Source organism: Ruegeria sp. YTSA108, assembly GCF_059610185.1.
On the sequence record NZ_JBXWND010000015.1, the window covers coordinates 38,518 to 51,499 of the forward strand.

Genomic DNA, 12,982 nt, shown 5'->3' on the forward strand with positions numbered 1-12,982 from the left:
TGAACCGCGAGGAGCGAGCATGAGCGCCACCGCCCGCAAAAGAGCCCCGAATGCCGTGGATATTCGCGCCCGAAAAGGTGGCGAGCCACTGGTCAGTCTGACCGCATATACAACTCCGATGGCCCGACTGATGGATGATCATTGCGACTTTGTTCTGGTCGGTGACAGTGTCGGCATGGTGCTACACGGGTTGGAATCCACCCTTGGCGTGACGATGGAGATGATGATCCTGCATGGTCAGGCTGTTGCTCGCGGGCTGGACAAGGCGATGATGGTCATCGACATGCCCTTTGCCAGTTACGAGGAAAGCCCCTCACAGGCGTTCCGCAATGCCGCCCGCCTGATGGCGGAAACCGGTGCCGGTGCCGTCAAGCTTGAGGGTGGGGTCGAAATGGCCGAAACCATCCGCTTTCTGGTCAAGCGCGGCATCCCGGTGATGGCGCATATCGGCCTGACCCCACAGTCGATCAACACGCTGGGCGGCTACAAGGTGCAGGGCCGTGATGATCAGGCACAGACGGTACTGGCCGATGCCCATGCCGTGGCTGATGCAGGCGCCTTTTCCCTTGTGTTAGAGAAGGTTCCGCAGGGTCTAGCCAACCAAATCACTGCCGAGGTCGCCATCCCTACTATCGGCATTGGCGCGTCCGCCGAATGTGACGGGCAAATACTTGTGGTGGACGACATGGTCGGCTTTTTCACCGCTTTCAAACCGAAATTCGTCAAACGATATGCCGAGCTGGGGCCACTGGCCGAGGCCGCTATAGCCGAGTACGCCGCCGAAGTGCGCGCACGCGCTTTCCCCGCCGATGAACATGTCTTTGCCGATCAGGCTCCGTCACAGGGCTCAGCTAAATGACCGCTCCGATCCTGCGTCGCCTCTCCGATCTGCGCGCCTTGACCGCCAACTGGCGCAAGAATGGTGAGGCAATCGGCGTCGTCCCAACTATGGGCGCGTTGCATCCGGGGCATCTGTCTCTGGTTGAGGCGGCCAAAAATGGCACCGACCGAGTTATCGTGACGATTTTCGTGAACCCAAAGCAGTTTAACAACCCCGAGGATCTGGCCAATTATCCGCGCACCGAAATCGAAGATGCTCAGAAACTGGCGCCCTATGGCGTTGATGCGATTTATGTGCCGGACCCGGACGAGATCTACCCGCAAGGCTTTGCCACCAGCGTATCTGTAACTGGCCTGACCAATGTGATGGAAGGCGAATTCCGCCCCGGTCATTTCGATGGCGTCGCAACTGTGGTCGCCAAACTGTTCCTGCAAACCCAGGCAGACAGAGCCTATTTTGGGGAAAAAGACTATCAACAGCTGCTGGTCGTGCGCCGCATGGCGCGCGATCTGGATATCCCGATCGAAGTGATCGGCTGCCCCACGGTGCGTGAACCCTCGGGTCTGGCCATGTCCTCGCGCAATCAGCGCCTCTCGCCCGAGGGGGTGGAGATTGCAGCGCACAAACACCGCATCATGCTGGATCTGGCCAACGCGCTAAAGAACGGCGCCCCGTTCGACACACTGGCAGCACAGGCCAGTACCGATCTTTTGGCCGCAGGTTTTACACAAGTGGAATATATCCAACTGCGCTGTGCGGAATCTCTGAACCCGCTGACACATGCCGACCGACCCGCCCGCCTGTTTGCCGCGGCCTGGGCGGATGGAGTGCGTCTAATCGACAATATTCCCGTCTGAACACTCTGGTACGCAACCGACTGTTTGCGCTAAAGTCTCGCAAAACCAAATGCGAAGGGGGGCGCAGGCGTGACCTATATTCTTGCCATTGATCAGGGCACCACATCATCACGGGCCATTCTGTTCGACGCGGACATGCAACGGGCAGGCACCGCGCAGCATGAATTCACGCAGCATTTCCCACAAGAAGGCTGGGTCGAACACGATCCCGAGGAAATCTGGGACAGCGTCCTACGTGTCTGCCGCGAGGTGATGCAGAGCGTTGGCGCAACCCCCGATCAGATTGCCGGTATCGGCATCACCAACCAGCGTGAAACAACCGTGGTCTGGGATAAACAGACCGGCGAGCCTATCCACAACGCAATCGTCTGGCAGGATCGACGCACCGCCGATATCTGCGCCCGCTACAAGCAGGCCGGTTGCGAGGATGACGTGACCCAGCAGACCGGGCTGTTGCTGGACCCGTATTTTTCGGGCACCAAAGTCAAATGGCTACTGGATAATGTCCCCGGCGCCCGCGACCGCGCCGAGGCAGGCGATCTACTGTTCGGCACCATCGACAGTTTCCTGATCTGGCGCCTGACCGAAGGCTGCAACCACGTGACAGACGCCACCAACGCTGCCCGCACACTGCTGTTCGACATCCACAAAGGCTGTTGGAGCACCGAGATCTGCGATCTGTTGGATGTGCCCATGTCCATGCTGCCCGAGGTACAGGATTGCGCCTCGGATTTCGGAAAAACGACTCTGATTGGGGGAAATATCCCGATTCTGGGTGTTGCGGGCGATCAGCAGGCCGCGACCATCGGGCAGGCCTGTTTTCAGCCCGGCATGATGAAATCAACCTATGGGACGGGGTGTTTTGCGCTGTTGAATACCGGGCCACAGCCGGTCGCGTCGAAGAACCGCCTGCTGACGACGATTGCCTATCAGTTGGACGGGCAAAAAACCTATGCGCTTGAGGGTTCGATTTTTGTCGCAGGGGCCGCGGTGCAATGGCTGCGCGATGCGCTGCAGATCATCGAAACCGCCCCGGAAAGCGGCGAGCTGGCGCAGCAGGCCGACCCCAACCAGCATGTTGTGCTGGTGCCCGCATTTACCGGATTGGGCGCGCCCTATTGGAAACCAGATTGTCGGGGCGCGGTCTTTGGCCTGACCCGCAATTCCGGGCGGGCAGAATTTGCCAAGGCAACACTGGAAAGCATCGCCTATCAGACTCGTGACCTTTGGCATGCCATGCAGGGCGACTGGGGTGCAGATACCGATGTCATCTTACGCGTCGACGGCGGTGCCAGCGCATCTGATTGGGCGATGCAAGGCCTGTCGGATTACCTCGGCGCCGAGGTCGACCGACCCGTGATGCAGGAAACCACTGCTCTGGGCGCGGCCTGGCTGGCGGGTATGCGCGCGGGCATCTACCCTGATCAACAACAATTCGCAGAAACCTGGGCGCTGGATCGCCGGTTTGAACCCAAACTATCCGCAAATGACCGCGATGCCGCCTATGCACGCTGGCAACGCGCTGTTCAGGCGGCCATGGCGTTCTGATCGCTGCCGCATTTGGGCTCTGCTTTGTTCAAAGTTGGGTTCTTATGGGGCCACCTGTGCGAACGGTGAATTTCTACGGCAAGTCAGTGCTGCGAGTTAGGCTGATGGTCAATGTCGGTAGAGCGGACAAAGCTGCCCTTGATGTTTCCAGCCCGAACGGCTGCATTGTACTCGTATGCGACAGCCGCGGAACATAGCAAGGACAGGCAACTCAAGTGCTCCGCAACCGGCATCAGGATTCGCTTCGCGTATCGGTGTTCTCCGGCACTGACAGCGCCGTCGGCTATCTGTGTTGTTTGCCCTCAAAAGAGAGACTATCGCAAATCCAGTTTGCAGCGTCGCCGTGAGTTCGCGAACTCAACCGTAATGCATGAATTTGCGACACAACCCGATACGTCTCAGGCGCAATCTCGACAATTTCTCCTCCGTTCTTTTCCCAAATTGCAGCGTAGTGAATGGGGATCAAGCCTACATGCGCCCCCGCGAGGGTCAGATAGGTCGTTGATTCTATGTTGCCTTGAGAGATTTCCGAGTTTTGTTCGAGCAGACGGATATCTAGGCTTTCATCAATCGGATTGCTCAGGAAGCTATGGGCCGAGATCTTGCTTCGCCGAAGCATTTCCTTCAATGCGCCTGGGTTTTTGGTTCCGTTGCAGGGGTGATCCACGTGACAAAAAAGACCGCTGGGCTCGTCGTAGAGATGTCGAGCTTCAATGTCGCCGGGCAGTGTCTCGCCAACTCCAATCCCAACAATCGCAATATCTAGGCGACCAGCACGCAGCTCAGTCAGGCAATCAAGATAGTCGTAAACGCCAACTCTGATATGAAGGTCTTCAAACTCTCGACTTGCAGCACGCAACGTTTCTGCAAGTGGGTTGGCTGGGTCTGTCACAAGGCAATCGACAACCCCGATCCTGACCAGTTGTTCGGTTTTCCGGCCGATCTCATTGAGACGCGAGGCATATGAATCCAGATGCGACAGCAGCTGGTTGGTTTCGTTCAGAACCTCTTCACCATCCGGTGTCAGAGAAAATCCCTGTCGGCCCCGGTTGCAAAGCCGGACATTTAGTCGCTGTTCAAGGTTGGCAATATGTGAACTTATCGCTGGCTGGCTGATTCCCAGTTCGTCCTGCGCTTTGACAAAGCCCCCAGCCTCGGCGACGGCTTTGAAGACGCGCAGCAAACGCAGGTCGATATCGGTCAGTTTCATGTCTTTCCCCGGCGCTGATCTTTCTGAAAGCAAAGCAAAAAACTGGATGCATGTCGATTGGCTTATGCATGTATCACCAGAACAATATGGTTCGGGGGGCGGCGACTGCCTAAGGTTAAAGCAATCAACGATCCGCCGGGGGCGACCCGTGGCGGACAGACCAACAATCGGGAGCCCGAAAGATGAACCTGCGTAAACCAATTGCCCTCGCCGCCAGCGTGATTGCCTTTACTGGCAGCGCCGTGATGGCCGAAGAAATCACCGTCAGCGCGTGGGGCGGGTTCTTTGAAGAAACCCTGCGCGACGTGATCTATCCGGGTTTCACCGAAGAAACCGGCATCACCGTGCGCTCGATTGCGCAGCCCGCCGACCAAGCGTGGCTGACCCAACTGACGAACGCCGCCCGAGCCAAAACCGCCCCCGCCGACCTGTCCCTGGTCGCGGACGAGGTCTTTTTGCGCGGCCAGTCCATCGGGCTGTGGGCCAATCTGAACGCAGACAGCATCCCCAACACCGCCACCCTTCTGGACGGCTTCACGAAGACCAGCGAAGCGGGCGATCTGAACGCCGTGGGGGCCCTGTCGTGGTACACAACTTTCGTCACCAACACCGAAGCCGTGGCTGACGCCCCGACCTCGTGGGCCGATCTGTGGACCCGCGATTGGGACGGCAAGCTGGGCCTGACCTCGAACGCGAATAGCGGGTTGATGGAGGCCACCGCCCTGACCTTCTTCGGTGGCTACGAGATCATGGAGACCCGCGAGGGGCTGGAACAAGTCATCGCCAAAATCGCCGAGCTGAAGCCGCAAGTGCAGCTGTGGTATCGCGACGAAGGTCAGTTCCAGCAAAGCCTTGAAGCAGGCGAGTTGGTGGGCGGTCTGTATTACCATGACGTCACCATGCTGTCGGCTGCCGATGGTCTGCCGGTCGTGTCGACCTTCCCGAAAGAAGGCGGCGTCTTGGGTGACGCCTATTGGATCGTACCGCGCGATTCCAAAAACATCGAGGCAGCCGAGAAATTCATCAACTACATGATCCGCCCCGATGTGCAGGCCGCAATGGCCCGCAACCTTGGCATCGCTCCTGTGGGCAAGCGTGAGGCGATGGACCTGACGGACGAAGAGTTCGCATCCGTCGGCAGCGCAGGCACCCCGATCCGCACCCAGACCCATATCCACCTGCGTGAAGGGGATTGGCTGTCCGACAAATACCTCGAGATGATCTCGCAGTAATCGGTCTCTCCCTGCCGGGTCTGTGCGTCTGCACGGGCCCGGCGCTTATGAAAGTGTTCCGTGATGGCCCAGCTTTTGCTTCAAAACATCCAGAAATCCTTTGGCACTTTCCAGGCGCTGGAAGATGTCAGTCTGGACATTGCCTCGGGCGAGTTCATTTGCCTTCTTGGCGGCTCTGGCTGCGGCAAGACCACGCTTCTGCGCATCATCGCAGGGCTCGAGGAACAAAGCTCGGGTGACATGCTGCTTGACGATGCCGACTTGTCCGCCGTGCAATGCCACAAGCGCAATGTCGGCATGGTGTTTCAAAGCCTCGCGCTGTTTCCCCACCTGAATGTGGGTGAAAACATCGCCTATGGGCTGGAAATTCGCGGCGTCGGCAAGGACAAACGGCTGGAGCGCGCGCGGGATTTGCTTGAGGTTGTCGGGCTTACGGGGCTGTTTGATCGTCCGGTCTCGGCCCTGTCTGGCGGTCAGCGTCAGCGTGTCGCCATCGCGCGCGCCTTGGCCATCGAGCCCGCCCTGTTCCTGATGGACGAACCCTTCAGCGCCCTTGACGCGGGCCTGCGCGAGCACCTTCAGATCGAGGTGAAAAAGCTGCAACGCAAGCTGGGCGTCACAACAATCTTCGTCACCCACGACCAGAACGAGGCGATGTCGATCGCCGACCGGATCGTGATCCTGAACGAAGGCCGGATCGAACAAGCCGGCACCCCGACCGAGGTCTACGCGCGTCCCCAAACCCGTTTCGTGGCCGACTTCATGGGCACCAACAACATCTTCAGCCCCGAGTTTACGGCGGGCGGTCCCGTGATGCTGGATGGCGTCGATCTGGGCGCCGCCGTAGGGGATCTGAGCGGCCTGACCGGCAAGCACACCATCGCCGTGCGCCCCGAGTATGTGCGCTTGCAGACGGCATCCGAAGGCGGGTCCGGCCTGATCGGCACCGTCGATTTCACCCGCCACCTTGGCGCATCCATCGAAACCGAACTTAGCGTCGGGGACCGGACATTCATCCACACGATGGTGTCCGACCGCGCCCCCGAATTCAAAGTCAGAGACCGCGCCGAAATCAAATTCGACCTCGATCACGCATGGGTCATCCCGTCATGAAACACGCGCTTGCTCCATATCTGATCGGGCTTTTTCCGCTGGCGATGATGACGCTGTTCTTCCTCGCCCCGCTCGCCTTCATGGTGGTGGTCAGCTTTTACGAACGTGACCCGCTGGGCTTTTACAAGGTCGCCTTTGTCTGGGACAATTACGCCAAGTTCTTTACGTCCTTTTACTTCACAATCTCGATGCGCTCGCTGTGGTCGGCGTCGCTTGGCGCCGTGGTCGTGGTGCTTCTGGCCTTCCCGGCCATGTATATCATCGTCGACATGCACCGCCGCTGGCAGCTCTTTTGGGTGATCCTTTTGCTGTCGCTCATGTGCCTGAGCGAGGTGATCATCGGTTTCGCTTGGCTGATCCTATTTTCCGAAAACTCGGGCATCCCGAAATTCCTCGGCTGGGTCGGGCTGTGGAGCGACCCGCGGTCCCTGTCGCCCAGCTTCGGCGCGATGCTGATCGGGTTCATCACGCTGGGTTTCTCGCTGGTGGCGCTGATGTTTTTCCCGCAGATGGCGCAACGCGACCGCAGCATTGAAGAGGCCGCTCTGACCCTTGGCACCCCGCCCGCCCGCGTGTTTTCCAAGGTGGTTCTGCCCAACTTCCTGCCCGCAATCCTATCATCCGTCGTGACAATGTTTGTCTATTTCCTTGGCGTCTTCGTCATGCCCACCATGCTGGGCCGCCCGCAAGACTGGAACATGACCGTGATCATCACAGACAAGGCCGTGGGCGACGCCAACATGCCCTTGGGGGCCGCCCTGTCGGTCATCATGCTGGTCTTCACTTTGCTGATCATCGGGGGCCTCATGCTGGCCTCGCGCAAGAAAGGGACGCCGTCATGAGCACCCTTCTGAAACGCCTTTTCGTCACCGTCATCGCCATCGGGCTGATCCTGCCGTTCCTCATCGTCGCTGGCGTCTCGATCAGTGCGGAAAGCAACATTTCCTTCCCCCCAAACGAGCTGTCGGCGCGTTGGTATACCGAGCTATTGACCCAGAAAGACTGGCTGATCCCGATCCGCAATTCGCTGGTGATCGCGGCCTTTGCCGGGCTTCTGGCCGTATCCATTGCGCTGGCCGCGAACTATGTGCTGTGGCGGCTGAAATCGGGCTTCGGCAAGCTGGTCTTCGCGCTTGGCGTCGGGCCCTTCATGCTGCCCCCGATCATCATCGCCATGGGCGCCAGCGTCTTTTGGGCCGAAATGGGCTGGTATGGCCGGGCCGAGGCGACCGTGATCTCACATGGCGTGTTCTTCGTCACCCTGCCACTGGTCATCATCGCGCGCGGGTTTGCCGCCCTGTCCGATGACGTGATCGAGGCCTCGCGTACCATGGGCGCGACCCCGTGGCAGACCTTTGCCAAGGTGATTTTCCCGCTGGTCCTGCCCTATGTCATCACCGGCTATGCGCTGGTCGCCATCATCAGCGTCAATGAGTATCTGATCTCGTATATGGTGTCCGGCTTCGCGGTCGAGACCCTGCCCATCCGCATCTTCAACAACGTGCGCTATGGCTATACGCCGGTCGTCGCCTCGGCCGCGATGGGCTTTGCGCTGCTGACCATCGGCGTGTTGCTGGCCCTGTCCATGGTCACCGATCTTCTGAAACTTCTCGGGGCATCGCGCGACTGACGCGCGTCCCATTCAACAGGAATATAGCCATGCAAAAACTGTCCCGACAGGATCTGGAAGACATCCTTTACGGCGCGGCCATCCTTGGCACCGGCGGCGGCGGCGAGCTGTCAGACGGGCTGGCGATGATCGACGACGCGCTGTCGAAGGGCAAAGAGTTCATCATGGTCAGCCTTGATGAGGCTCCACAAGACGCGCTGGTCTGCACGCCCTATATGCTGGGCGCGATCTCGGCCTTGCCAGAGGAAGAAGAGCGCAAATACGCCCGCCTGCCCCGCACCGGCATCCCCTCGATCCTGGCGGCCTATGACCGGTTCCAGACCTATCTGGGACGCGAATTCTATGGCACCATTTCGTGCGAGCTTGGTGGGTCTAACACAGCCACGTCCTTCTATGCCGCCGCCATGGCCGGGGCCTATATCATTGACGCCGACCCCGCAGGGCGCGCGGTGCCCGAGATCACCCATTCGACCTATTATATCAACGGCCTACCCGCCGCGCCCATCGTCATGGCCAACGAATTTGGCGAGGCGATCATCTGCGAAAACGTCATGGATGACGAACGTGCCGAGCATATCGTCCGCGCCCTGTCCAAGGTCAGCCGCAACGACATCGCCGCCATCGACCACGCCCTTGAAATCCACGAGATCCGCGACGCGGTCATCCCCGGTGCAATTTCTTTGGCCATGAATATGGGCCGGGTTTGGAGAGAAACGCGCGCGCAAGCTGGCAATGTAGCTCAGGTTATTGCCGATCACGGGGGGGGCGTCGTTGTCTTCCGCGGCAGCGTGGATGACTGTGATTGGGAAACCAGAGACGGATTCACTTATGGAAACATTTCCATTTTAGGAGACAGTGGGTTCGAAGGAGACACCTACAAGATCTGGCTCAAAAACGAGAACATGGTTGGAAGACTGAATGGTGAAGTTCATACAACCATTCCCGATTTGATCTGCCTAATCGACACCGAATCCGGAGAACCGGTTACCAACCCGAACTACTTCACCGGCCAACAGGTTGCCGTGGTCGTACTACCTGCTCCGAGACCCTTCACAACGCAAAAGGGACTGGAGGCATTTGGACCTGGCTATGTTGGCCTGGATGAACCTTACCGCCCTACGGTCTCCCAACCATAGCAACAAGTTTGGTGATTTTGTTAGAACTTGATTTGCTCGCGAAGTCGTCAAACGGCATATAAGAGACGCGAAAACAGGGTTCTCGGCATCTGCGCTCTGCGCAATATCCCAAAGAGGTTCATTGCTACGAGCAGTCATCCAGCTTGAACAGTGACGGCGGGTGCCTTCCCACTTGCATTGCGAGATTGACGAGAAACCGGTTGCTACACCTTTGCAGCATATAGCCGACGTTTTCCCTTTCGTGAGATGAACGTCTAATCTGGGCCGTCCTCAGGTGTCGCTATGTCCGCCTACAGAGCTTCGCCACCGTTCGTGCAAGCCGCAGCATTCGACACTATGGGCTCGAAGCAGACGTTCGGTTAATTCCGCTGAATGTCCGCCTTGCGGACCAAGCCGCCCTCAGATGGTATCGCTTGCATGTCTGCGTTACATTGGAACGGTCGTCGCCTAGAACAGCTTGCAATTCTATCGCGACGGAAACCCGAATAGTGGATGTCCATGTCCGACACAATCCTAGCTGCTGAACCAACTATCCGCATTATTGCCTTCCTATCCGTCCTGGCGGCGATGGCACTTTGGGAAGTGGCCGCACCCCGGCGAAGTCGGGATATTCCGCGCGTTATCCGATGGACAAACAACCTTGCGCTCGTGGTGCTCGACACCGCCATCCTGCGGCTGACCTTTCCAATCCTCGCAGTTGGTCTCGCAGCCATGGCCGAGGATCGCGGATGGGGGCTCTTCAATAACATCGAGGCGCCGGTTTGGGTTGCCATCGTGGTCTCCATGCTGCTTCTAGATCTCGCAATTTATCTTCAGCATGTGATGTTCCACGCCGTACCGGGGCTTTGGCGTCTGCACCGGATGCATCACGCCGACCTTGATTTTGACGCGACTACTGGCTTGCGTTTCCATCCGGTAGAAATCCTCATCTCGATGGGGATCAAGCTAGCGGTCGTAGCAACCTTGGGGCCGCCCGCTGTCGCCGTGCTCCTTTTCGAGGTGACCCTGAACGCTACCGCGCTCTTCAATCACGCAAACATTGAATTGCCGCGTCCGGTGGATCGAATTCTCAGATGGATCGTCGTCACTCCAGACATGCACCGAGTCCACCATTCAGTCGATCCAAGCGAGACCAACTCGAACTTTGGCTTTAATCTACCGTGGTGGGACCGACTTCTAGGCACTTACGTTGCGCAACCCAAGAAGGGGCACAAAAGCATGGAAATCGGCATCAAGCAGTTTCGCACACGCCGAGACCTCTGGCTCGACCGAATGCTGATTCAGCCGCTGCGCGGCCCGGCGAGCGGAGGTGCCCTCGACGCCGCGAGCCAACAGATGCGATCTTCATCTGTCTCGTCCGGGCAAACCAAGCTTGGCAATGACCAAATAGACCAATAGCGCTGAACCAAAGACTGCTTTGCCGCGCTTGAGTGTTATGCGCAAGGCTTTAAGCGTCGGCAGAAAAGTCCGCAAAGTGGACATACATCGCGATATTGCAAATGACCGCGTGGAGCCCATACCTGTGTAGTTTGCCCTCCGCAGCGAATGTCAGCTTGTCCCAGCTGTTCTATGCTCATGCGCTGCTTCCTCGTGCCGTTCCTCAAGAGCCTGACGAATGATCTGGTACGAAGATGACAAGAAGAGGCTTGCCATGATCGCAGCAACTATTAGGTCAGGCCAACCTGTTGCCGTGCCCCAGACGCCTAACGCGGCAATCATAACAGCTACGTTGCCGATGGCGTCGTTCCGCGAGCATAACCAGACTGATCGCACGTTGGCGTCTCCATCCTTGTAGCTAACAAGCAAGAATATGGCTCAAGTTCACTCGAGCGCTCGGCAATGGACCTCGCGATCAACGTCGTGGTGAGGTCCATAGCAACCTTCTAAGCCGTGGCCATGCCAATTGCCTTGATGGTGCCTGCCCATGCACCCTGACAATGCAATCACTATGACCAAGAATGCCGCTCTGCGCGGGTGCTTGATCCAACAGTTCTGTTCCATGTGCAAACCAACCTAGTAACAATCCGGCTACCTTTGCTTTGACGCAGGTCAACACCCCATTGCGGCAGCTTCCAAATAGCGGCAGTTAGTCTATCGTGAACAGCTCCTGTTTTTCAGCAACACCGCGCAATCTGTATTGCCCCAGGGAAACAAGACTTGGAATGGAGCCCACCAAGTCGCCCGCCACCTTGTCGGAAACAACAATGTTCTGATCAAGCGCACTGCACATGCCTAAAATGCGCGAAGTTGTGTTTACCGCTGGGCCGACCACTGTGAAATCTAAGCGAGATCTACCGCCGATGTTGCCGTAAAGAACATCGCCTGCGTGCAACGAAAGAGTGAAGCCGGTCGTTGGCAAACCATCCGCTTGCCGTCGTTGGTTGAGTTCCTCAAAAGTATCTCGCAACTCCGCTGCCGCGTAAATTGCGACGCGGCGAGCGTCCGGAACTTGATTGATATCGAAGATGGCAAGCATTCCATCTCCCATGAATTTCAGAACGTTACCGCCATTGCGTTCGACTACGTCAACAGCTTCCGCGAAGTAGTCGTTTAGCAATTCTATGATTGAGTCCCCCGGAAGCGCCTCTGACAATTTGGTAAATCCTTGCAGGTCAAAATACCAAATCACCGCTGAAATAGATTCCGATGAACCTCGGGTGATGTCCCCGGAAAGAACGCGCCTACTGGCGTCTTTGCCCAGATATGCGGCTGTAATGTCTTCAGCCATCAATCGGTTCGCCCCACATTTCAGCGTCAGGCAAAGTGGAGATATCAGTTGACGCAAACCATCAAGTTGCTCGCTCGTGAAGCCCCCGTTCGCGTCAGTTGTCAATGAGATTATAGCACCTTCATAGGCCTGCATTGGATCGACTGGCGTAGTATTGTCCTGAATAAGGAAAAACCGTTTAACAGCGAAGTAGTCAGTTGCACCGCGCTCGCGAAGTTCGTCGAAGATCGGAAAGTTGAGCGCGGGTTCTTCGACTGTCAGATCTTGTCTGATCTCTTCAACGTTGTTTGCCAAAAGATAATAAATTGGGCTTAGAACGTATTCCTCAGGCGCATCCATTCTTCGGACAAAGTTCTCTCGCTCATGACCGCCATCCCTGTGCCAGCGAAAAGCGACAGTCCCAATCTCGGGATGATGAGCGCGAACAGTGATGTTTGCTCTTTGAAGCGGAATTCCTGCCGAAACAAGACGGTTGCAGAATGCTTCAAGCCAGAGCTCCACAGGCGCATTCTCTAAGCCCTGTTGAACCAGCCAATCTGCTATGTCCTGGGTGGCGGCAGTCAGTTCCCAGTTTTGGACTAAAGGAGCTGCCATGGTGTCCTCTTAATGAGCTATCTGAACAGTTGGCTCTTAGTCTAATTCACTTCAAGGACACATCAAATTCAATTCTCCCACTGCGCTTGCAGC

Annotated in this window: 11 protein-coding genes and 1 pseudogene; 9 read left to right on the forward strand and 3 right to left on the reverse strand. The window is 57.5% G+C overall.

Annotation, left to right across the window (positions count from 1 at the left end; translation table 11 throughout):
• The first annotated feature begins 19 nt into the window (after window positions 1–19).
• The 3 genes from panB (at window position 20) to glpK (ending at window position 3,246) form a co-directional block, all read left to right on the forward strand.
• Window positions 20–859, forward strand: a complete 840-nt coding sequence (panB, locus tag AC2FHW_RS17575) for a 3-methyl-2-oxobutanoate hydroxymethyltransferase (protein ID WP_496822342.1) — start codon at window positions 20–22, stop codon at window positions 857–859.
• Entirely contained in the window at window positions 856–1,698 is an 843-nt protein-coding gene (gene panC / locus AC2FHW_RS17580) for a pantoate--beta-alanine ligase (protein WP_496822344.1), read from the forward strand. The genes panB and panC overlap by 4 nt, the downstream gene beginning before the upstream one ends.
• A 69-nt stretch (window positions 1,699–1,767) precedes the next feature.
• Window positions 1,768–3,246: a glycerol kinase GlpK gene (gene glpK / locus AC2FHW_RS17585; RefSeq protein WP_142638598.1), complete on the forward strand. Its 1,479-nt coding sequence runs from the start codon at window positions 1,768–1,770 to the stop codon at window positions 3,244–3,246.
• Window positions 3,247–3,529: 283 nt separating this feature from the next.
• On the opposite strand, the gene AC2FHW_RS17590 is transcribed toward glpK, so the two are convergent.
• Window positions 3,530–4,429, reverse strand: a complete 900-nt coding sequence (locus tag AC2FHW_RS17590) for a LysR family transcriptional regulator (protein ID WP_496822345.1) — start codon at window positions 4,427–4,429, stop codon at window positions 3,530–3,532.
• A gap of 209 nt (window positions 4,430–4,638) precedes the next feature.
• Between AC2FHW_RS17590 and AC2FHW_RS17595 the strand changes: the two genes are divergently transcribed.
• The 6 genes from AC2FHW_RS17595 (at window position 4,639) to AC2FHW_RS17620 (ending at window position 10,965) form a co-directional block, all read left to right on the forward strand.
• Window positions 4,639–5,688, forward strand: coding sequence for an ABC transporter substrate-binding protein (locus AC2FHW_RS17595; protein ID WP_496822347.1), 1,050 nt, complete (start codon window positions 4,639–4,641; stop codon window positions 5,686–5,688).
• Between the two features lie 63 nt (window positions 5,689–5,751).
• Window positions 5,752–6,801, forward strand: coding sequence for an ABC transporter ATP-binding protein (locus tag AC2FHW_RS17600; protein WP_496822349.1), 1,050 nt, complete (start codon window positions 5,752–5,754; stop codon window positions 6,799–6,801).
• A complete protein-coding gene (locus tag AC2FHW_RS17605; RefSeq protein WP_496822350.1) occupies window positions 6,798–7,643 on the forward strand; it encodes an ABC transporter permease in 846 nt (281 codons plus the stop codon). Before AC2FHW_RS17600 ends, AC2FHW_RS17605 begins: the two co-directional genes overlap by 4 nt.
• The gene (locus AC2FHW_RS17610) at window positions 7,640–8,431 is read left to right on the forward strand and encodes an ABC transporter permease (protein WP_496822352.1); all 792 of its coding nucleotides are present in this window, start codon (window positions 7,640–7,642) and stop codon (window positions 8,429–8,431) included. Before AC2FHW_RS17605 ends, AC2FHW_RS17610 begins: the two co-directional genes overlap by 4 nt.
• Before the next feature lie 29 nt (window positions 8,432–8,460).
• Window positions 8,461–9,567 (forward strand): S-methyl thiohydantoin desulfurase family protein, encoded by a 1,107-nt coding sequence (locus AC2FHW_RS17615; RefSeq protein WP_496822354.1) that lies wholly within the window; start codon window positions 8,461–8,463, stop codon window positions 9,565–9,567.
• Between the two features lie 498 nt (window positions 9,568–10,065).
• Complete coding sequence (locus AC2FHW_RS17620) at window positions 10,066–10,965, forward strand: sterol desaturase family protein (protein ID WP_142639659.1); 900 nt, start codon at window positions 10,066–10,068, stop codon at window positions 10,963–10,965.
• Window positions 10,966–11,115: 150 nt separating this feature from the next.
• On the opposite strand, the pseudogene AC2FHW_RS17625 reads toward AC2FHW_RS17620, so the two are convergent.
• Both AC2FHW_RS17625 and AC2FHW_RS17630 read right to left on the reverse strand, forming a co-directional pair.
• Window positions 11,116–11,373, reverse strand: a pseudogene (locus AC2FHW_RS17625) (cation efflux transmembrane domain-containing protein); the annotation flags it as partial.
• A 280-nt stretch (window positions 11,374–11,653) separates the two neighbouring features.
• Complete coding sequence (locus AC2FHW_RS17630) at window positions 11,654–12,889, reverse strand: adenylate/guanylate cyclase domain-containing protein (protein WP_496822356.1); 1,236 nt, start codon at window positions 12,887–12,889, stop codon at window positions 11,654–11,656.
• Window positions 12,890–12,982: the final 93 nt, after the last annotated feature.

Excerpts from the sequence above, each read along its gene's own strand:
- AC2FHW_RS17605 (WP_496822350.1), top strand. The coding sequence starts at position 6,798 with ATGAAACACGCGCTTGCTCCATATCTGATCGGGCTTTTTCCGCTGGCG.
- panB (WP_496822342.1), top strand. The coding sequence starts at position 20 with ATGAGCGCCACCGCCCGCAAAAGAGCCCCGAATGCCGTGGATATTCGC.
- AC2FHW_RS17610 (WP_496822352.1), top strand. The coding sequence starts at position 7,640 with ATGAGCACCCTTCTGAAACGCCTTTTCGTCACCGTCATCGCCATCGGG.
- AC2FHW_RS17620 (WP_142639659.1), top strand. The coding sequence starts at position 10,066 with ATGTCCGACACAATCCTAGCTGCTGAACCAACTATCCGCATTATTGCC.
- panC (WP_496822344.1), top strand. The coding sequence starts at position 856 with ATGACCGCTCCGATCCTGCGTCGCCTCTCCGATCTGCGCGCCTTGACC.
- AC2FHW_RS17615 (WP_496822354.1), top strand. The coding sequence starts at position 8,461 with ATGCAAAAACTGTCCCGACAGGATCTGGAAGACATCCTTTACGGCGCG.
- AC2FHW_RS17630 (WP_496822356.1), bottom strand. The coding sequence starts at position 12,889 with ATGGCAGCTCCTTTAGTCCAAAACTGGGAACTGACTGCCGCCACCCAG.
- AC2FHW_RS17600 (WP_496822349.1), top strand. The coding sequence starts at position 5,752 with ATGGCCCAGCTTTTGCTTCAAAACATCCAGAAATCCTTTGGCACTTTC.
- AC2FHW_RS17595 (WP_496822347.1), top strand. The coding sequence starts at position 4,639 with ATGAACCTGCGTAAACCAATTGCCCTCGCCGCCAGCGTGATTGCCTTT.